General features: G+C 41.0%; 21 protein-coding genes, 1 pseudogene and 1 riboswitch. Of the genes and pseudogenes, 10 read left to right on the plus strand and 12 right to left on the minus strand.

Going from position 1 to position 20,983, the window contains the following annotated elements:
- Positions 1-56 precede the first annotated feature (56 nt).
- The 7 genes from AS4_RS20335 (at position 57) to AS4_RS20365 (ending at position 6,978) form a co-directional block, all read left to right on the plus strand.
- Entirely contained in the window at positions 57-1,109 is a 1,053-nt protein-coding gene (locus AS4_RS20335) for a hypothetical protein (protein ID WP_096735319.1), read from the plus strand.
- Between the two features lie 53 nt (positions 1,110-1,162).
- Positions 1,163-1,296, plus strand: a riboswitch (TPP riboswitch).
- 135 nt (positions 1,297-1,431) lie between these two features.
- The gene (thiC, locus tag AS4_RS20340; RefSeq protein WP_034612636.1) at positions 1,432-3,327 is read left to right on the plus strand and encodes a phosphomethylpyrimidine synthase ThiC; all 1,896 of its coding nucleotides are present in this window, start codon (positions 1,432-1,434) and stop codon (positions 3,325-3,327) included.
- A 75-nt stretch (positions 3,328-3,402) separates the two neighbouring features.
- A complete protein-coding gene (locus tag AS4_RS20345; RefSeq protein ID WP_096735320.1) occupies positions 3,403-4,023 on the plus strand; it encodes an NUDIX domain-containing protein in 621 nt (206 codons plus the stop codon).
- Positions 4,024-4,032: 9 nt separating this feature from the next.
- Positions 4,033-4,842: a 3',5'-cyclic-AMP phosphodiesterase gene (gene cpdA / locus AS4_RS20350; protein WP_004816563.1), complete on the plus strand. Its 810-nt coding sequence runs from the start codon at positions 4,033-4,035 to the stop codon at positions 4,840-4,842.
- A gap of 208 nt (positions 4,843-5,050) precedes the next feature.
- Positions 5,051-5,578, plus strand: a complete 528-nt coding sequence (dksA, locus tag AS4_RS20355; protein ID WP_004725300.1) for an RNA polymerase-binding protein DksA — start codon at positions 5,051-5,053, stop codon at positions 5,576-5,578.
- 4 nt (positions 5,579-5,582) lie between these two features.
- Entirely contained in the window at positions 5,583-6,497 is a 915-nt protein-coding gene (gluQRS, locus tag AS4_RS20360) for a tRNA glutamyl-Q(34) synthetase GluQRS (RefSeq protein WP_096735321.1), read from the plus strand.
- 55 nt (positions 6,498-6,552) lie between these two features.
- Positions 6,553-6,978: a hypothetical protein gene (locus AS4_RS20365; protein ID WP_096735322.1), complete on the plus strand. Its 426-nt coding sequence runs from the start codon at positions 6,553-6,555 to the stop codon at positions 6,976-6,978.
- A 61-nt stretch (positions 6,979-7,039) separates the two neighbouring features.
- On the opposite strand, the gene ftsW is transcribed toward AS4_RS20365, so the two are convergent.
- The 9 genes from ftsW to glnK form a co-directional block, all read right to left on the minus strand.
- Positions 7,040-8,236 carry a putative lipid II flippase FtsW gene (gene ftsW, locus AS4_RS20370; protein ID WP_004725295.1) on the minus strand — a complete coding sequence of 399 codons (1,197 nt, stop codon included), beginning with the start codon at positions 8,234-8,236 and terminating at the stop codon, positions 7,040-7,042.
- A 23-nt stretch (positions 8,237-8,259) separates the two neighbouring features.
- Positions 8,260-9,606, minus strand: coding sequence for a UDP-N-acetylmuramoyl-L-alanine--D-glutamate ligase (murD, locus tag AS4_RS20375; RefSeq protein WP_096735323.1), 1,347 nt, complete (start codon positions 9,604-9,606; stop codon positions 8,260-8,262).
- 259 nt (positions 9,607-9,865) lie between these two features.
- The gene (locus AS4_RS20380) at positions 9,866-10,411 is read right to left on the minus strand and encodes a VTT domain-containing protein (RefSeq protein WP_004725292.1); all 546 of its coding nucleotides are present in this window, start codon (positions 10,409-10,411) and stop codon (positions 9,866-9,868) included.
- Positions 10,412-10,520: 109 nt separating this feature from the next.
- On the minus strand, positions 10,521-11,180 hold the full coding sequence (locus tag AS4_RS20385) for a riboflavin synthase (RefSeq protein WP_096735324.1): 660 nt from the start codon (positions 11,178-11,180) through the stop codon (positions 10,521-10,523).
- A 91-nt stretch (positions 11,181-11,271) separates the two neighbouring features.
- A complete protein-coding gene (locus AS4_RS20390) occupies positions 11,272-12,576 on the minus strand; it encodes a DNA adenine methylase (RefSeq protein ID WP_004725289.1) in 1,305 nt (434 codons plus the stop codon).
- Positions 12,573-13,685, minus strand: a complete 1,113-nt coding sequence (ribD, locus tag AS4_RS20395) for a bifunctional diaminohydroxyphosphoribosylaminopyrimidine deaminase/5-amino-6-(5-phosphoribosylamino)uracil reductase RibD (RefSeq protein WP_004725287.1) — start codon at positions 13,683-13,685, stop codon at positions 12,573-12,575. The genes AS4_RS20390 and ribD overlap by 4 nt, the downstream gene beginning before the upstream one ends.
- A gap of 33 nt (positions 13,686-13,718) precedes the next feature.
- Entirely contained in the window at positions 13,719-14,183 is a 465-nt protein-coding gene (gene nrdR / locus AS4_RS20400; protein WP_004725286.1) for a transcriptional regulator NrdR, read from the minus strand.
- Positions 14,184-14,327: 144 nt separating this feature from the next.
- On the minus strand, positions 14,328-15,734 hold the full coding sequence (locus tag AS4_RS20405; RefSeq protein WP_004816553.1) for an ammonium transporter: 1,407 nt from the start codon (positions 15,732-15,734) through the stop codon (positions 14,328-14,330).
- A gap of 67 nt (positions 15,735-15,801) precedes the next feature.
- On the minus strand, positions 15,802-16,140 hold the full coding sequence (glnK, locus tag AS4_RS20410) for a P-II family nitrogen regulator (RefSeq protein WP_004725283.1): 339 nt from the start codon (positions 16,138-16,140) through the stop codon (positions 15,802-15,804).
- 291 nt (positions 16,141-16,431) lie between these two features.
- Between glnK and AS4_RS20415 the strand changes: the two genes are divergently transcribed.
- From AS4_RS20415 to AS4_RS20425, 3 genes and pseudogenes are all read left to right on the plus strand, one after another.
- Positions 16,432-16,659, plus strand: a complete 228-nt coding sequence (locus tag AS4_RS20415; RefSeq protein ID WP_004725282.1) for an accessory factor UbiK family protein — start codon at positions 16,432-16,434, stop codon at positions 16,657-16,659.
- A gap of 71 nt (positions 16,660-16,730) precedes the next feature.
- Complete coding sequence (locus AS4_RS20420; RefSeq protein ID WP_096735325.1) at positions 16,731-18,218, plus strand: YifB family Mg chelatase-like AAA ATPase; 1,488 nt, start codon at positions 16,731-16,733, stop codon at positions 18,216-18,218.
- Positions 18,219-18,251: 33 nt separating this feature from the next.
- A pseudogene (locus AS4_RS20425) lies at positions 18,252-18,760 on the plus strand (GNAT family N-acetyltransferase).
- A gap of 64 nt (positions 18,761-18,824) precedes the next feature.
- Here AS4_RS20425 and AS4_RS20430 read toward each other — a convergent pair.
- The 3 genes from AS4_RS20430 to AS4_RS20440 form a co-directional block, all read right to left on the minus strand.
- Positions 18,825-19,595, minus strand: a complete 771-nt coding sequence (locus AS4_RS20430; RefSeq protein ID WP_004816545.1) for a TorF family putative porin — start codon at positions 19,593-19,595, stop codon at positions 18,825-18,827.
- Positions 19,592-19,831 carry a hypothetical protein gene (locus AS4_RS20435; RefSeq protein ID WP_096735326.1) on the minus strand — a complete coding sequence of 80 codons (240 nt, stop codon included), beginning with the start codon at positions 19,829-19,831 and terminating at the stop codon, positions 19,592-19,594. The genes AS4_RS20430 and AS4_RS20435 overlap by 4 nt, the downstream gene beginning before the upstream one ends.
- Before the next feature lie 263 nt (positions 19,832-20,094).
- Positions 20,095-20,865: a TorF family putative porin gene (locus tag AS4_RS20440; protein WP_034612672.1), complete on the minus strand. Its 771-nt coding sequence runs from the start codon at positions 20,863-20,865 to the stop codon at positions 20,095-20,097.
- Between the last annotated feature and the right edge of the window lie 118 nt (positions 20,866-20,983).

Genomic DNA, 20,983 nt, shown 5'->3' on the forward strand with positions numbered 1-20,983 from the left:
TAGCTCAATTTTTATTATCCTTGTGACATTCAAAAATACACAACAACAGTCATACTATGAAAGCTTTAAAACAACATCTATCACTCACAACACTCTGCCTGTGTACCCTATTCAGCGCTTGCCAAAAGCACGAGAACAATCAAACAATTGAGACAACTAAAGCAGCTTCTAAAGCGACTCAGACCAGTACAGCTGAAATACCAGCGTTTCCACAAGACTGTAACGAGATAGATACAAGCATCAAAAAATTAGAAAAAACGGTCATCGTTGAAGATTTAAATGACCTCAATCAATTACTCAAAAAATGCCTCGCATCTGCGCCGCTAAAAACACGTTATCAATGGCAAGCAAAAATTGAAGGCATATATCAAAAACTCATCGCGGATGCCTCGCCTGAAGTCTTTCAATATATGACCGACACACTTGCAGACGGTCAGTCTATGACCGCTCAACAAAAACAAGAACTGTATAAAAAGTTAAAACCACGTGAGAAATATTTAGTTGATCACGCAAAGGACTTATATTTAGCAAAATTTTATATCGGTGAAGGTGAATACACCTTTGTACAGCATCCACAATATGATCTGGATATTTTTGCACCCTATTTAGAAAAATCAGATCAGGTTTACTTTAAACAGATCCGTAAAGAATATACAGGTGCCAACTATATTATGGACGCAGGGCTAGCAATTAGTTTTGATGAAGTGGCCAATCGACTGTTATATTGGGAAAAATTCAATAAAGATTACCCCAACAACCATTTTAAACCTCAAGTCGTAGAGAACATTGAACAATACCGTAGTGCACTTTTTCAAGGCGACGACAACACCCGTACGCTCTGGTTCGATGACGATAAAATTGCAGATGAACAAGCAATCAAAGCGATTGAAAAAATTGCAAAAAGTAAAACTGCAAGTAGCCAAACTGCACAGAAATTTGTGAATTTAATCAACGCAAGTGAAACGCTTTGGCAGCAAATGCCAAAACCATCTAGACAGTATCCTGAAGATAACTCACCTGAACAGCAAGAGATCAGGGCACAACGTGAAGCATTTGAACAAAAAATTAGAAAATCTGTCGAGGAAATTCTGACTCAAAAAAATAATTGAAATTGATATCTGCATGCCAGCATATTTTTAATGAGAACATGCTAAGATTTAAACATCGCTTGACGGAGCGCGAGTAATTCCTCGCTGAGATTTAGTCAGTTTTGCATCTCCTTGCCAAAACTTAAACTAAAGTACCGTTGAACCTGATCAGGTTAAGACCTGCGTAGGAATCAAGCATCTAAAAACTGACAGCCCATAGTTTATCTATTTTTTCGCAATAGCGCTTTATTCTGATGATGGATTTAGCAGATAAAATAGACTAAATTTGCCACCGTTTTTGGTCGTGCTTGATTCGTTGATGTCATTCATAAGGATCATTGTAATGAACCAATTAACGAATCTATCCCCTGCTGATCAATTGGCTCAACACGAGCAAGAAGCCAAAGATCTGACTCGAATTTTACCCGCATCTAAAAAAGTTTATATTCAAGGTTCACGCCCAGATATTCAAGTACCGATGCGTGAAATTGAACTCACGGATACTCCGACAGGCCTTGGTGGTGAAAAAAATCCACCAATTATGGTCTATGATACTTCAGGTGTTTATACCGATCCCAACGTACACATTGATTTGAATAAAGGCTTACCCAATGTCCGTGAAACTTGGATTGAAGAACGTGCCGATACTGAACATTTAGCCAGCTTAACCTCTAAATTTGGCCAAGAACGTCTGAAAGATATTCGTACTGCTGAAATCCGTTTTGCCCATATTCAAAAACCACGTCGTGCAAAAACAGGCAACAATGTCACACAAATGCATTATGCCAAACAAGGCATCATCACGCCTGAAATGGAATACATTGCGATTCGTGAAAATCAGCGCCAGCATGAAGGTGTCGATATGCGCCAGCATGCAGGGCAAAATTTTGGTGCACACAACCTCATGGAGATTACCCCTGAATTTGTGCGTAAAGAAGTCGCTGAAGGTCGTGCCATTATTCCAGCCAATATTAACCATCCTGAATGCGAACCCATGATCATTGGGCGTAATTTCTTGGTAAAAATCAATGCCAATATCGGCAACTCAGCTTTGGGTTCATCGATCGATGAAGAAGTGTCGAAAATGACTTGGGCAACCCGTTGGGGTGCTGACACCATCATGGACTTATCGACGGGTAAAAACATCCATGAAACCCGTGAATGGATTATCCGCAACTCACCAGTTCCAATTGGTACGGTACCAATTTATCAAGCACTTGAAAAAGTCGATGGTGTTGCTGAAGACCTGACATGGGAAATCTTTAAAGACACCCTGATTGAACAAGCTGAACAAGGTGTCGATTATTTCACCATTCACGCTGGGGTCTTATTACGTTATGTACCGATGACAGCCAATCGTTTAACAGGGATCGTATCACGCGGTGGTTCGATCATGGCGCAATGGTGTTTGGCGCATCATGAAGAAAACTTCCTCTATACGCATTTTGATGAAATCTGCGAAATCATGAAAGCCTATGATGTGTCTTTCAGCTTAGGCGATGGTTTACGTCCGGGCTGTATTCAGGATGCCAATGATGAAGCGCAATTTTCAGAATTACGCACTTTAGGTGAACTGACCCATCGGGCATGGAAACATGATGTTCAGGTCATGATCGAAGGACCAGGCCATGTTCCAATGCATATGGTCAAAGAAAATATGGACTTGCAACTTGAAGTTTGTCAGGAAGCACCTTTCTATACCCTTGGTCCGCTCACCACCGATATTGCTCCGGGCTATGACCATATTACCTCGGCAATTGGTGCAGCGATGATTGGTTGGTACGGCACTGCAATGTTATGTTATGTGACTCCCAAAGAGCATTTGGGTCTGCCCAATAAGAAAGATGTTAAAGACGGGATTATCACCTATAAAATCGCAGCCCATGCAGCGGATTTAGCCAAAGGTCATCCGGGCGCACAAGTTCGTGACAATGCTTTATCTAAGGCACGCTTTGAGTTCCGTTGGGAAGATCAATTCAATCTCAGCTTAGATCCAGATACTGCTAGATCGATGCATGATGAGACGATGCCTAAAGAAGCACATAAGTCTGCGCACTTCTGTTCAATGTGCGGACCTAAGTTCTGCTCGATGAAAATCACCCAAAACGTGCGAGATTATGCACAAAATCAACAAAATGCAGCCCACCCTGTAAATAGCGAAACGCTTATAGAAGATGGTCTCAAAACCATGAAATCCGTTTATCAGGAACAAGGGCAAAAGTTGTACCATAAAGTGTAAAGATTAAAAAAAACTTTTGTCTTTCACTATTTCTCAGTTAGGATGAAGTGAATATGTTTCATCCTAACTGTGCACATGAACATCATTCAGCAAGCAACCTACACCCATAATGATGTAGAAATACAATCTCGTGAATATGCCTTTAAAGGTTTTGTTCAAGTCGAAAAAGTGAGCTTGCGACACCGATTATTTAATCAAACTGAATATACCTCAGCCATTCACCGTGAATTAATTCGTCGTAAAGAAGCTGCTGGTGTACTGATTTATAATGATCAACAACAAAAATTTGCATTGATTGAACAGTTTCGTGTAGGGGCAATTGATGATGAAATTTCACCTTGGCAACTCGAAATCATTGCAGGCGTACTTGATGGAGATGAATCTCCAGAAAGTTGCATTCGACGGGAAAGCATCGAAGAATCTGGATGTGAATTAAACCAAATCAAACACCTGTTTAGCTTCTATCCATCTGCTGGCGCATGTGATGAAATCTTTCATCTCTATGTAGCACAAGCCGCATTACCTGCTGAAGGTGGTGTGTTTGGTATGCCAGATGAAGGTGAAAATATCCAACTTCATATCATTGATTATTCAGATTTGAGTCTATTATTAAAAAGTAATCGTTTAAAAAATGCACCTGTGATTATGGCTTTGCAATGGCTACAACAGCACTTGCATGCATTTGAAGATGTCTAGGGGAAAGGCATGCAATCAGAGATATTGCCGCAAACAGATAAAGATAGAGTGATTATCCAAATCACAGATACACACCTGATGGATAAACCGGATGCAGAGTTTGTCGGGATTAATCCTGAAGAAAGCTTTCATGCCGTCATGGATGATATTCAGCAACGTTATAAAAATATCGATCTGATTTTACATACTGGTGATTTGGCTCAAGCTGCATTTCCAGAAACTTATGCGCGCTATTTAGAATATATGCAGCGTTTTGGTGTCGATTTCTACCAAATTCCGGGAAATCACGACAATATAAACTTGTTCCCGTTCCATTCGCCAGAACCTATTCCAGCAGTGATTGAGTTAGATCAATGGCGTATCATTTTGTTGAATAGTGCTGTGGGTGGACGTACCGATGGAAATATTCAAACGGAACAATTGGTCCATCTAAAACGGCTATTGGAACAATTGCGTGACAAGTTTATCCTTATCGCCTGTCATCACAATCCTTTTGATATGCATTCCAAATGGCTCGATCAACATAAGCTCAAAAATGCCGATGAATTAAAGGCCGTACTCGAACCCTTTGATAACATCAAAGCCGTGTTACATGGGCATGTTCATCAAGAATCCTATAACCTGTGGAATGGAATACAGTTTATTTCTACTCCTGCCACGTGTGTACAATTTAAACCCCTCAGCCAAGAGTTTTCATTTGATCCGATTGCGCCTGGTTACCGTTGCTTACATTTAAAAGCCAATGGTGAATTTGAGACCTCTGTACACCGCTTGGATCACTTCAAAGTTACAATTAATGAAGAAATTTCAGGTTACTAGCTTTTCATTTTGGTTTTTTTCTATTAAGTTATTCGTCCAACGAGATATGCAGAAAGTCGAATTCAGGGTTAGGTGACTTTCATCTTGGTAAAAAAATCTATATGATGACGCCCCCGATAGATTCATTCTGTTGGTAGTGATAAAAATACTTGCATATCACCATATTTTTTGCGTATAGATAATACGTATATGATGAGGAATGCCCTTTATGGCGAATGACAACCAAAATCAAGTCTTGGAAGAACAAACAGCAATTGCAGATGATAAGTCTGTAAAGCGAGTGCGTAAAACCAAGCCGAAGACCAATGAAAACGGTACTACAGCAAGTCTATTCGGTATCGAGCCTTATCAGCCAAAGAAAAATGAAGAATACATGTCTGAGGGGCAACTCGAACATTTTCGTAAAATTTTGCTGGCATGGAAAGCAGAATTGATGTCGGAAGTGGATCGCACCCTAAATACAATGCAAGATGAATCTTCTTCTTTACCTGATGTAAATGACCGTGCGACGCAAGAAGAAGAGTTTGCCATCGAATTACGTACCCGTGACCGTGAACGTAAACTTATTCGTAAAATAGAGCAATCTATTGAAGCGATTAAAAATGATGACTATGGTTTCTGTGAAACTTGCGGTATCGAAATTGGTTTACGCCGTTTAGAAGCACGACCAACTGCAACTTTATGTATCGACTGTAAAACCCTTGCAGAGATCAAAGAGAAGCAAAATAACGGTTAATACTGTGTCAAATTCCTCCCCAACCCTCTCTTTTCCAAAGGGAGGGAGGAAGAGTACCGTATACAAAGGTCGGTTTGCACCCTCTCCCACAGGGCCGTTACATTTTGGTTCCTTAGTGACCGCTGTCGCGAGCTATTGCGATGCGAAAGCGCATCATGGGCAATGGATCGTCCGCATCGAAGATACGGATATCCCACGTATTTACCCAGATAGTGAACAACATATTTTAAAGTGCCTAGATGCTTTTGGCTTCCAATCCGATGCTGAAATCATTTATCAACGACATCGCTTAGACATTTATCAATCTGTAATCGAACAACTCAAACAAAAACATTTCGTTTATGCCTGTGAATGTACCCGTAAAATATTAGGCTCAAATCATATCTATGCTGGCACCTGCCGAGACAAACAGCTCGACTTTCAAGACCAAGCCATTCGTGTAAAAGTTTCTGATCAAAACATTTGTTTCAATGACCGCTTGCAAGGACAACATTGCGCGAACTTACAACGCGATTTAGGTGACTTTGTACTAAAGCGTCGTGATGGCATTATCAATTATCAACTGGCAGTCGTTGTCGATGATTATTTACAAGAAATCAGCCATGTCGTGCGTGGTGCGGACTTATTGGATAATACTGAACGTCAAATTTGGCTAGGACAGCTTTTGGGTTATCCAGCTCTTGAATATATGCACTTACCCCTCGCCATGAATCATTTGGGGCAAAAACTCTCTAAACAAAACCTTGCACAAGCACTTGATCTCAAACATGCACCTGAATTGCTGTTACAAGCGATTATAGCACTTGGACAAGCTCCAGTAGACCTAGATCAGCCAGATCTCATGTTGGCTCAAGCTGTCGCTCAATGGGATATCTCTCGCATTCCTCAAGGGACAACGCTACAATCCATTTATCAGTAATCCCTGATTAAGCAACAATACCAACATAAGAATACCAACATCATTCAGGATTGAGATGAACCTTTTAAAAAATCTAATAACGCTGAGTTTTCTCATGCTCATGGGCCTTACACAGGTCTATGCACAAATGGCAATTTTATGTATTTCCCCGATTTCTAAAACTGCTGTTGTTGATGAAATGAGTGGCGCGCCACGTGAACAATGGGGTAAACCATTACCAACTTATTCAGTTCAAGTTGATCACTCTGCAATCATCAAGGTCGATCACAAAACCCCAATCAAACTTAAACTTGCAAATACCTCTGGAAAACATCAGATCAAGATTTATGCCAATGGTGTATTGGAAACTTCGTTTTATTATTCCCCAACAGCGATAGATGTATTAGGACTGAGTGAGTCCGGTTATCAAACTTGGGATTGGGTAAAATTTAAGACCACCCAGTCGGCATTAAAATATTGCAATACGCAAAATCCAAACTAAATTACCCATAAAAAAAGCCATTTGTGATCAAATGGCTTGTCTATTTAAGTGCAATAAAAAATTAAAAACTAGACTCTTCTCGCGCTGGATTGGCATCCTTGGTGGTTGCATCAATTTTGAGAATTAAACTGATCATCACCGCACACATAATTAAAGATGAACCACCATAACTAATAAATGGAAGCGTTAGCCCCTTGGTCGGTAACATGCCCATATTCATACCGGCATTCACCAAGATCTGTAATAAGAAAATAATACTGATCCCGTAAGCCAAATAACCTGCGCGCAAATATTGATGATTGAGCGCACGCTGACCAATACGAATACAACAAATCAACATCACAAATGAGAGTAACAAAACGGTCGAAATACCAAAGAAACCGAATTCTTCACCTAAAATTGCCAACATAAAGTCAGTATGTGCTTCAGGCAAATAAGACATTTTTTGAATACTATGTCCTAAGCCCACCCCAAACCATTCACCACGACCAAAAGCCATCAAGGCATTCGACAATTGATAACCTGAGCCTAAAGGATCGGCCCAAGGGTTTGAGAATGACATTAAGCGTTCATAACGATATGGTTCAAACACGATTAAGGATACAAATGCCACCAGAATCGCACCGAATGCAAAGCCGAACTGGATCATGGGTGCACCAGCCAAGAAGAACACACCCAGCATCGAAACAGCAATTACCACTGTTGCCCCTAAGTCAGGCTCTGCAATAATCAGTCCGACCGTCAGCAACATCACCACACCTAGACGTACCAAGCCCTTAATATTATTACGGACTTCTTCAGCACGACGAACCACATAGTCTGCGGTAAATATGGCCATCATCACCTTGGCGACTTCGGTTGCCTGCAAGGTAAATCCACCTACACGAATCCAACGTGTTGAACCATTGACTTCTGTACCCACCACCAAGACGGCAAGTAATAAAGCAATGGTGATCAACCACAATGGAAAGGTATTTTTAAACCAAAGGTTGAGTGAAACTCGATAGGTAATTGCTGCCGCAACAAAAGCCACCACGATCGAAATTGCATGACGAATCACATAGTGAAATTCGTTTTCATGCATTCGTTCTGCATAAGGCATTGAAGCCGAAGCCACCATCACCGTACCAATACACAACAATGAAATGACGCAAAATATCAGTACATTACGCGGTGTAATCTCTGCCGGCAATTTTGGCATCCAGCGATCATACACTTGGTGAATCTTACTTATAGTCGTCTGAGCTAACCCAGCCATACTTTATTTCCTTATGATTCTTTTTAGTTTAGAGCATTTACATATTCAACAAAGCGATGACCACGCTCAGGATAGCCTGTAAACATATCAAAGCTTGCACATGCAGGTGATAATAGCACTACATCTTGCGCATGCGTATGTTGTTGACAAAGTTCTACAGCTTGTTGCAAAGATGCTGCATGTAGCAGCGTTGTTGTCCCTGCAATGGCATTTTCAATGATTGCGCGATCTTCACCCATCAGTACCGCAACTTTGGCATATTTTTGCAGAGACTCACGTAGTGCAGTAAAGTCCTGCCCTTTGCCCTGACCACCCAAAATAATTGCAACCTGACCACCTTGAGCTTCAATTGCAGCACCTAAGCCGTCCAATGCTGCTAAAGTTGCACCGATATTGGTGCCTTTAGAATCATTATAATAACGAACGCCATTCACTTCTTTAACGAATTCGCAACGGTGCTCTAAACCTTTAAAGGTTTTTAAGGTTTCAAGCATTTTGTCCATTGGTAAACCAATCGCTTCACCCAAAGCTAAACATGCCAAAGCATTGGCAACATTATGTGTTCCTTGGATATACATCTCTGAACTTTTAAGTAAACGCTCACGACCTCGCGCTAACCAAATCGTACCGTTATCTTCTCTTAGAATACCGTATTGTTTTAAATCAGGTGCATTAAGCCCAAAGCTTTGCATTGGTGTGACATCTGGCACCAATGGACGCGTCAATGAATCGTCACGGTTATATACGACTTTTTTCACACCTTGGAAAATACGATGTTTTGCCGCATGGTAACCTGCCATATCCCCATGACGGTCCAAGTGGTCTTCACTCATGTTCAAGACCACAGCCACTTCTGCATTTAAACTTGAGGTTGCTTCCAATTGAAAGCTGGAAAGTTCAAGGATATAAACGTCTGGATCATCATGGGTTAAATCCAAAGCTGGACGCCCCAAGTTACCCCCTACCGCAACCTTAACCCCTGCGTCTTGTGCCATTAAACCAATCAAAGTGGTCACGGTACTTTTTGCATTTGAACCAGTAATCGCCACAATCGGTTTATCTGTAGCACGGCGGAGAATTTGTATTTCACTGATAACGGGAATACCTTTTGCAATCGCAGCTTGAATTGCTGGCAACTGAGGATCTAACCCGGGGCTAATGACAATTTCTTCAGCTTGTAAAAGTAAATCTTGATCGAGTTGACCAAAGCTGGTTTGAACTGCTGCTGGAATTTGCTCATGTCCTGGTGGAACTTCACGAGAATCTGTGACTGCAACACGGTAGCCATTTTCATGAAGAAAATTTACGGCTGAAACGCCTGAAATTCCAAGCCCAGCCACAACTTTTAACCCACCACGTTGTATTAACATTTTTGCTCACCAGCATTAAGATTTTAAAACTTGCAAAATGTTAGCACTTTGGCGATTTGAAAGCTTTTTCTGTTTGCACTTTCTGGCTATTTTTTTGTGTCAGTGCGTAAAAATAGCAGCAGATTATTTTGAGCAATACCGCTGATTTTTTAAATAAAACCACTCATGGTTTTATTCTATTCTCAATATAAATAAGCCGAATGTTGAGGATCAGCATTCGGCTTATTCATCAGGGCGGTTTATGACGGTTTGAATCTGATTAAAATGAATCGAGCAGCAAAGATAATAAATTGCCCGCGCCATAACCCGCACCAAGCAACAGCGCAATCCAAATCCATCCGCCTAAAATGTTATACAACATGAATACTGGCATTTTCATATGCCCTGCACCCGCTGCAAAAGGAGCAAAAGAACGAACAAAAGGTACAAAACGGGCAACCAGAATGGTTTTCCCACCATGCTTTTCAAAATAATGGTTGGTTTTTTTAATATATTCAGGCTTAAACCAACGTGAATGCGCGTGGAAAAACTTAAAACCCAGCGCACGTCCCGTATAATAGTTCACCATATACCCCAAAATTGAAGCAATAATCAGCAACACACCCATATAGTGCAAATGCACAGATTCAGCGGTAGAACATAAAGCACCAACAGCGATCAATAGACTATCGCCTGGGAGAAAAAACATAAAGACTGAGCCAGTTTCTGCAAAAATGATTAGAAACAAAATGGCATAAATCCACAGCCCGTAATTTTCTAAAAAAGTGGGCAATAATTGTTCTAAATGCAATAAAAATTCAAGCAATACTCAACTCTCTTACAGAAGAATTCACGATATATTAGCCTAATTTAATCATGTATATATTAAAAAGGCCTAAATAAATTAGGCTTTTTTAATCGGGTTCGGTTTTTATTTACTTTAAAAAACCATTGGCTGCCAAAAATTCCATACTGAGTTTAGACTCTGCTTTTGGCTCAGCAGCTTTATCACCAAGCAACAATCTTTCAATATACCGTGCCAATACATCGACTTCTAAATTGACTTGAGAGCCCACTTTCCACGTTGCAATATTGGTCCGTTCAGCAGTGTGTGGAATTAAATTTAAACTTAAGATATTTCCACGTAAATGATTGATGGTGAGGCTAATTCCATCTACAGTCACAGACCCTTTTTCAGCCAAATATTTAGCAATTTCAACAGGTGCAGTGACTTCAAAATATAGCGAACGCGCATCTGAACGCACTACAGTGATTTCACCCACGGCATCGACATGTCCACTGACGATATGTCCACCGAAGCGTGTTGTCGGCAACATTGCCTTTTCCACATTGACCGCTTGTCCCGCTTTCCAACTCGCTAAAGTCGAACGATTTAAGCTTTCACGGGATACATCAGCTGCGTACCAATTTTCACCCCAGTCGATCACAGTTAAACAGATGCCATTGGTTGCAATAGAGTCGCCCAAATGTACATCAGACATATCCAAGTCTGTCTGAATGCGTAAGCGCACATCACCGCCTACATTTTGTAAACTCTCGACTTTACCCAAACTTTCAATGATACCTGTGAACATAATTCTACCTACTGCTGCAGTGAGAGGAACTGATGAAGTTCAATCGTGTTTATTTGCACTCGCCCCATATTTTAATGGTAAAGGCGAGTTGTTACCATAAGGCCAGTTGTGTACTTACACCCGAAGTATCCACACCACCCAATTCCGCAAAATGATAAAGTTGTCCCAACAGCTGACGCAATGGTGGTCCAGACTTGGCATGGGTATCAGTGATCACAATAAACTCAAGCACACGTGCGCGTTCAGACTGACGCTGTTTACTGACACGATAACGAGGCACATCCTGAGTCAATAAGGTGACTTTGCCACGTTTCAGATTGGCCGCCAATAAGTCTTTGGCCTCAATATTTCCATCGGTTGAGTAACTGGTGAGAATATAACGTGCATTAATAGTTTCCAACAAATTCTCATAAGCTTCTTGTGCATGCTTAGAAGAATTATAAGGACTTGGACGTTCTTTACGCCACGCACGGTCAATCCCACTTTTAAAACCTTTGGTATCTGGTGTCGGTAAATCAACTTGATCCCACAGTGTTAACGAGTTGAGTACATGATAATTACTACTATAGGCATGTTGGTTATACGGCGGATCTAAATAAGCCACATCGACTTCAAAACCACTCATTTGATTTGCCAAGTGCTGTGCATCTACACACCACACTTCTGCCATCGGGGTTTTCTGCTTATTTTGCCCGACTTCACTAAAGCGACTCGGTGTAAGCCATAATAAAGACTCAATCCGTTCCAACGCAGTTTGGGTTTTACCACCCCAACCGTGATGGAAGCTTTTAAATACACCGCTGGTATTACTGACAAAACTTGCTGAATAGAGCAAAGGTGCCAATAACGCACTCATTTCTACATCGTCAATTGCACCCTGTGCTTGCCAAGTGGCAATTTGCTGGCGAATTGCATCTATACGCATCCCATTACGGCGTTTAAAAAACAAACGGTCTCGTGCAGGGTCATAAATTTCATCATTCCGCGGACAAAGGTTATGCGTAACCCATCCTTTCACTTCAGGCAAGCGGTTTAAATAATCGATGGCTTTTTGATACCCACCCAATTCTTTAAATGCAGGTGCATCTGTGCATGCCAAAATGGCATGATTTAATGCATGGCTATACGGTTCCCAATCATTGGCAATCACCCGATAGCCATTTTGACGTGCTAAACGTGAAACCACCCCACTGCCTGCAAAAAAATCGGCAAAAATCGGGGCGCGTTTACCCTTAGGATTCAAAGTACCTGTGATTTCAAGCGCTTCAAGAATCAGATGCAACAAACGACGTTTGTTTCCCAGATAGGGAACCAACTGATGAAAAAGATATTCATCTGTTGTACGCGCAGCATGACGACGTTTATGGTAAACCGATGATGTTGACTCTGGATTCATACTGACTCTTGTGAAGGGATAAGTCTTAAGCGAATGTCATCACCAAACTGATGAACATCTTGTAACTTAAAACGTAATTGTTGTGCCATCGTTTCAAATTCGGCATTGAACATGGCACGTGCTGATTGTCCTAAAAAGGTTGGCGCAACATAACTGATTAATTCATCCACCAGTTTTTCCTGCAAAAATGCAGTGGATAATGTCGCACCTGCTTCAACCAACACATCGTAAATTTGGAAATCTTTTAAAGTCGTAAGCAAATCTTTTAAAGATTGTACTTCTAATTGTACCACGCCCAGCTTGGCAAGTTCTTGACGAAATGGTCCCATGACCATCACTGTTTCAGGCGCGCTAAGAATTTGAGCATTGAGTGGCAAACGCCCTTGTCGGTCTAAAATCACCCGCTTAGGCTGGACAATCGTTGCAATATCAATATCACCCAATGAACGCACATTTAATTGAGGGTCATCTGCCAAAATGGTATCGATCCCGGTAATCACTGCACCTGAAATAGCCCGCCAATGCTGAACATCTTGACGTGATTCAGCCCCAGTGATCCATTTAGACTCACCAGACGCCATTGCTGTACGGCCATCTAAACTTGACGCAACCTTTAACCGCACATAAGGCACACCCGTTGCCATTGCTTTTAAAAAGCCTTGATTGAGTTGAGCCGCTTGTTGCTCACAAACCCCTGTTTCAACCTCAATCCCTGCCTGGCGTAAAATATCCACGCCTTTTCCCGCCACCAAAGGATTTGGATCAGCACATGCAATAACAACTTTGCTGACACCCGCTTCAACCAAGCCTTTAGCACAAGGTGGTGTACGGCCATAATGCGCACAAGGTTCCAAAGTGACATACGCTGTTGCGCCCTTGGCAGACTCGCCTGCTTGACGCATGGCAAAAACTTCGGCGTGTGGCTGACCAGCTCTAGGATGAAAACCCTCTCCCACCCATTGCCCATCTTTTACAATGACACAACCGACGTTCGGGTTTGGTCGTGTGGAATATTGTCCAAGCTTCGCGAGCTCAATTGCTTTCTGCATCCAAACCTGATCTATGTTGACATAATCTTCGGGTTTAGAATTTGAATCAAACTCAGACATAAAATTCCTAATCAATAACGTTCAAAAATAAAATTAGTGGTCTTGCCCACGATCTTGCATTTGTTCAATTTGATGACGAAACGCATCAATATCTTGGAAATCTTGATACACCGATGCAAAACGCACATAAGCCACATGATCCAATGCAAACAACGATTTCATGACAATTTCACCAATGGTGCGTGAACGTACATCACGTTCACCGAGGCGGCGAATTTGCAATTGAATATCACTAATGACGGTTTCAATCTGTTCTTGAGTCACGGGTCTTTTTTGTAAAGCGTGCATTAAAGAACGTCGTAATTTTGCTTCGTCAAACGGTTCATTTTTACCATCTGACTTGGTCACGCGTGGCATGACCACTTCATAACTCTCAAATGTCGTAAAACGTTCGCCACAACTGATACATTCACGACGTCGACGAATCTGGCTACCTTCAGCGGCCAAACGAGAGTCGATTACTTTACTATCTGCAGCGTTGCAAAATGGACAATGCATAGTGGTTTTATTGAACAAAATTCATGATTTCAGCTAGTGTAGCAAAAAAACCTGATTTTGTTGAGCCTTTCGCAAGATATGGAAAAAAAACAGCCCTTACGGACTGTTTTATACTATATATAGTTATTATTCTAATTAGATTGATTATTCGATACGTTCGCCATGTTGGCTTAAATCGAGACCCATACGCTCATCATCAGATTCAACACGGATCCCAATCACAACATCGATAATTTTAAGTAGGATAAAGGTCACAACTGCTGAGTATGCGATTGTTGCTAACACACCTTCAACTTGTACCCATAATTGATGCATAACATCTGTCGGTGCTTTGTCGCCCATAATGAATGAGCTGGCAAATACTGCTGTTAAAATCGCACCAACAATACCACCTACACCATGTAAACCAAATGCATCCAATGAATCATCTGCTTTAAGGATACGTTTAAGACCAGAGATCCCCCAGAAGCACACTACACCACCGATTAAGCCCATGATCAACGCACCGCTTACTGTCACAAAACCTGCCGCTGGCGTAATCACAACCAGACCAGCAACTGCACCCGATGCTGCACCCAATACTGAACCTTTACCACGAACAATTTTTTCAACCACTAACCAAGCAATTGCTGCCGCTGCGGCTGCGATTTGAGTTGTGACCAAAGCATACGCTGCTGAACCATTGGCACCTAAAGCAGAACCACCATTGAAACCAAACCAACCGACCCATACCAAGCTTGCACCCAATACAGTTAAGGTTAAGTTATGTGGTGCCATAGATTCTTTGCCTAAGCCCATACGTTTACCCAGTAAATACGCAGCAACTAAACCGGCAACACCCGAGTTAATATGAACAACCGTACCACCAGCAAAATCAAGCGCGCCATCATTCATTAACCAGCCACCACCCCATACCCAGTGTGCAATCGGTGCATAAACAATAATGACCCAAATCGTAATGAATGTGATCCAAGCACTAAATTTCATACGATCAGCCACAGAACCACTGATGATGGCAACGGTAATGATCGCAAAAGTCATTTGGAAAATAACGAAAAGAATTTCTGGAATTGTGCCACTCAGCGCATCTGTTGTAATTCCAGATAACATGATTTTATCGAAACCACCAATAAAAGCATTACCAGAACCAAATGCAAGTGAATAACCAATGACCACCCATACGATGCTGACCACTGCTGCGGCAGTAAAGCTTTGCGCCATGGTGGCAAGCACATTTTTCTTACGAACCATACCGCCGTAGAACAATGCTAAACCGGGAATTGTCATTAGCAATACAAGTGCTGTAGATACAAGAATCCACGCTGTATCACCTGTATTTAAAGTTGGTTTTTCTGCTTCTGCTGCTGGCGCAGCTGTGGCAGTCACCGTTTCAGGCGCAACGGTTGCCGATGTATCGGCGACTGTTGCAGTCACATCACTTGCCGTTGCAACAGCTGTAGATGCAGGCTCAGCTACGTTTTCTTCTGCCCACGCAACTGATCCGCCAAGAAGTGCGCCAGACAGGCTGAGCGCTAATAGCATTTTTTTCATTCGTATCCCCCAACCTAATTTTGTGAGTTATGTATTGATATACATAACCAGCAATCTTCGTGCCAAATTAAACAGCGTCTGGACCTGTTTCACCTGTACGAATACGAATTACTTGCTCTAAATTAGTCACGAAAATTTTTCCATCACCAATTTTGCCAGTGCTAGCAACGCGTGTAATAGATTCAATCACTGAATCTACCATGTCATCACTGATTGCGATTTCGATTTTCACTTTAGGCAGAAAATCAACAACATACTCAGCGCCACGATAAAGTTCAGTATGCCCCTTTTGACGACCAAAACCTTTAACTTCAGTTACGGTAATCCCTTGAACGCCTATATCAGACAGTGCTTCACGCACGTCATCTAATTTAAACGGTTTTACAATTGCAGTTACGAGCTTCATATTGTTTTCCTTCGGCTTATTTCACCAGTAAGGTTTTATGTTCAATTTTCATGCCAATCTTATTAATGGTTGGGGTGATTAATTCAATCAACATGCATTGCCTTTATAACCTATTGTATATACTTAGGTGAAGTTGCAACTTTAAAAAACACATAATATTGCGTGTTTTTTTAGATTTCATTGCTAAATTATAGGAGACATCATGCTTTACGCATCGGATAAAAAATTACTTAAATAAAATCAATACGCGATGTTACACTAGGCAAAGAACATTACTCATTTGGATTCCTCATGATTGAAACATTATTACAAGCAATTTTGGAACAGGTTGATCAGCCTAAGAAAGACATAGAACATAATTTACGCGCCTTGCTGAATGAAGCCATTTCTAAAATGGATATCGTTTCAAAAGACGAAATTGAACGTCAAAAGACTGCACTAAATAATGCCAATTTACGTTTGACCGATTTACAAGAACAGGTCAAAGCACTTGAGGTGCTGATTCAGGATAAAAAATAAACTAAATTTGCACATTATTGGTGCAAAAAATATAATAATGATTAAAAATAAAGCACAAGTGGAAAACAACAATGTCTTTAGCCAAAATTTATACCCGAGGTTTGCTCGGGCTGCATGCACCTTTAATTGAAGTGGAGGTCCATGTTAGTGCAGGGCTGCCTTCTTTAACAATTGTTGGCTTAGCTGAAGCTGCAGTTCGTGAAAGTAAAGATCGCGTTCGATCTGCCATCATTAACAGTGGTTATCAATTCCCAAGCAAACGCTTAACCATCAATCTCGCACCTGCGGATCTGCCCAAAGATGGCTCTCGTTTAGATCTGCCCATTGCACTCGGTATCTTGATTGCCACAGGGCAACTTCCTGAAAATGTCACAGATCATTTTGAGTTTATTGGTGAATTAGCACTGGATGGACACTTAAGACCAATTACAGGGACCTTAACCATTGCAATGGCATGTCAAATGGCCAAGCATCAATTGATGTTGCCGCAGGAAAATGCCGCTGAAGCAGCGCAATTGCCTGAGTTTCAGGTATTTGCTGCACAGCACTTAAAACAAGTCTGTGAGCATTTCTTAAATCTACAAAAAATTGATGCAACTGCTCGGCAAAAAATACCGCAAGACAATACCTACAAATTTGATTTGGCAGATGTCAAAGGGCAATTACGCCCACGACGCGCTTTAGAAATTTCAGCAGCAGGTGGACATTCCCTTTTATTTAAAGGCCCACCGGGTACAGGTAAAACCCTGTTAGCGTCACGCTTACCGAGTATTCTGCCAGCCTTAAATCCACAAGAAAATCTTGAAGTTGCCAGTATTTATTCAATTGCCAAGACCAAACACCATTTTGGACAGCGCCCATTTCGCGCCCCGCACCATACTGCATCTGCAATCGCTCTTGTCGGTGGCGGTTCAAATCCAAAACCCGGAGAGATTACGCTTGCGCACTTAGGGGTACTATTTTTAGACGAGCTGCCTGAGTTTGACAAAAAAGTGCTCGAAGTTTTAAGGCAACCTCTCGAATCTAAAGAAATCGTTATTTCTAGAGCATCACGCCAAATTACATTTCCCGCCAACTTTCAATTGATTGCAGCAATGAACCCCTGCCCTTGTGGTTATGCATTTAACCAAGACAGTCGCTGCCAATGTTCGGCTGAAGCAATTAAACGCTATCAAAACCGAATTTCAGGTCCATTATTGGATCGCATTGATTTACATATCGATGTGCCACCATTAAAAGCCCAAGAATTACAGGATCAAACGCCTGTCGAAGATTCAGCAACAGTACGGGAACGGGTGATTGATGCGTGCGATTTTCAAATTCAAAGACAAGGCTATTTAAATCACAACTTATCGCCAAAAGACTTAGAAAAATATGTGATTTTAGATGAAACATCCAAGCGAATGCTGGAAATGGCACAACAACGTTTAAATTTATCTGCGCGGGCATATCATCGAATTTTACGTGTTTCAAGGACCATTGCAGATTTGGCTCAAAGTGAGCAAATCCAAAGTGCCCATTTAACCGAAGCCTTGTCATATCGGGGAACTCAATCTTAGAATCCAAACTATGACGTATAGAAGATAAATAGCATGCTAAATCTAACCCTACGCAACGAACATGCAGACGACATTGAAAATATTTTCAATCTCACTCAATTGGCTTTTCTAAATGCAGCGCATACCGACCATACAGAACACTTGATCGTCAATGCACTCAGAGAGGCAAATCAATTAACCATTTCAGTTGTTGCTGAATTGGATCAGCAGATTATTGGCATGTGGCAATTTCACCTGTGGAGATTTCTTCTGGTGCACAACATTGGTATGGTTTAGGTCCAATTTCAGTTGCACCAGAATATCAACAACAAGGGGTTGGCAAAGCTTTAATCCACCACGCATTACAGCAGTTACAACAATTCAATGTCGCAGGATGTGTGGTGCTTGGAGATCCTGCCTATTATTCAAAATTTGGCTTTCAGCCACATGACAGTTTGATCCTTGAAGGTGTGTCTGCTGAATATTTTCAAGCCCTTAGCTTTAATCAAAGCATTCCACAAGGAACGGTAAAATATCATCCAGCATTTGAAGTGAAAGCCTAATTTATTTCCAAATCGCAAAAAATAAAGGTGACTCAAGGTCACCTTTATAGATTTTAATTTGCGCTTAGAACGCTTTAGTTAAAGTAAACACCGCACCTGTTTCAACACCACGTTTCCCAGAATTAGTGAATCCATCAGTATCAATATTGGTTCCGACTGCTGCAAGTTCCGCTGTTACTCCTGGAATAGATTTAACTGCATAGTTCACCCCAACTTTCCAGTCGACATAATTGTCTTTACCATCAGGTAATGCTTTTTTATCCATTGTGGTATAACCAACATTGGCAAGCCCGCCAAACCCTGTATCACCAAATGGCGCTGAATAACCAACGTTAAAATTCCAACTGTTCCCACCAACTGCTGCCCAGTCATTGGTATAGTTCACATTGGTCAATAAACTACTGCCTTTAACCAAGACATCGGCAAATATTAATTTTGCATAAAACTCAGTCCAGTTAAAATCACTGCTTGCACTTGGATAATTATATTCAACAACACCAACATCCAAAGTCGGTTTAAAGGTTGGAGATAATGCCAATGCTGTTGTATAACCAATAGATGGATCTAATTCTAAATGTGGATCTGCCTCACCAAAATTTACATTTGAACCCCAAAGAGCCGCATATAAACCTGAACTATGCGACAAGGTAAAACCCGCTTGTACTGCTGGATCGTTATAATTTTGAGTCATACCGCGGAAACGATAGTCACTCGTTACGGCAGCACTACCTGAAAAGCTTAAACCTAATTTTGACAGTGCGTTGTCTTCCGCCATTGCCATTGTTGCTGTAGACGATAGAACTGCCAATGTTAGTGCTTTAGTTGAGAATTTCATCTTAAGTGCTCCCCCATCATACGATGTTTATTTGTTATGCTAAAATTTGATGAACTCCCTAAGCAATTAGCAATTGCCATGCCAAGATGAAACTCAAGCTTTTTATAAAATTCAGAAATACGTAGCAATCTATTGATAATCAATATTTTAAAATTAAAAAATTGTGGATGATTTTTTTTATTCTTCAATTGTTGAACACATGCTATTTCAAGTATCACTTGATGGAACTGATTCATACCGACCTACTTTAAATGTGGTTTTAATGCAAAGTAGTATGAAAAATCTAAGCGTAAATTTTCTATAATGTGCTTTATTGTTGTCATAAAAAGCATATAAATATTGCTTTAGGCTTTTTATATAGGATGATTTTAGGGGTGGATATTGTTTTTGCTCAGAAAAAGCACACAGTTTAAAAAATGCCTAAAAAAAGTGCATGCCCAATGTTCAGTCATACACTTAAATAAAATGAGTCAGGCTGAATGACTCACACATGTTCATGTTAAAAACTATAAGCTAAACCAAAGACCAGATTGTCCTTATACGCTTCACCTAAACGATCTTTACCGCCAATCACATAGTCTAATGAAGCAGCAACACCTGTATTGGCAATGGCTTTACTGACTCCCAAGCGTATTTCGCTCAATGCAAAATTCTGTTCGGTTTGCACAATACTGTCATCATGATGACTGTTATATAGAGATGCACCAATAGAAGTGTTAAAAATAAAATCTTGAACCAACGCATGACGATACGCAATGCTGAGATAAACATCACCAGCATTGGCAGAAGATGCATCAGCTAACATCACTGAAGCACCCGCAGTTAGATTCTTATAACTTAGCTCAGCAGATAAATCGGTATAGGTGGTTTTACGATGATCAGCTTGATCGGCATAAACAGTACCGCCTTTATGATAAACATATGCAGTGGTTTTTAAGTTATAGCTCCAATTTTGCGCAATTTCCTGAGCATAAGCTAAATAAAAATTATTTTCAAAACCATGATTTTGCGTATCATCTGCGGGGTTATAGCTCAGTGTAGAACCCCAATACCCCACCGTGATGCCACTTTTATGTGCATAACTTAAACCACCTTGCGCAGCAATATCATCATTTTCAACTCCACCTCGATAGATGTACTTGGATACCAGTCCCACATTTCCAGAGATCGTGCCATTTTTAACCAAGACATTTGATTCGTCAGCAAATGTAGGGCACGACGCGATACATATAGGCATTGCCCATAACAGTTTAGAAATAAGTGAGTTCATGATGGCAAACAGGCGGGCGTATAAATAAAGGCGAATTTTACTGTGTTTTTAAATTTTTGGTAAAAAACATGGAGATAAATTCAGCATATTTTCTAATTTATTTTACATTTCACATAAA

The sequence above is a fragment of the Acinetobacter guillouiae genome, assembly GCF_002370525.2.
GTDB lineage: Bacteria > Pseudomonadota > Gammaproteobacteria > Pseudomonadales > Moraxellaceae > Acinetobacter > Acinetobacter guillouiae.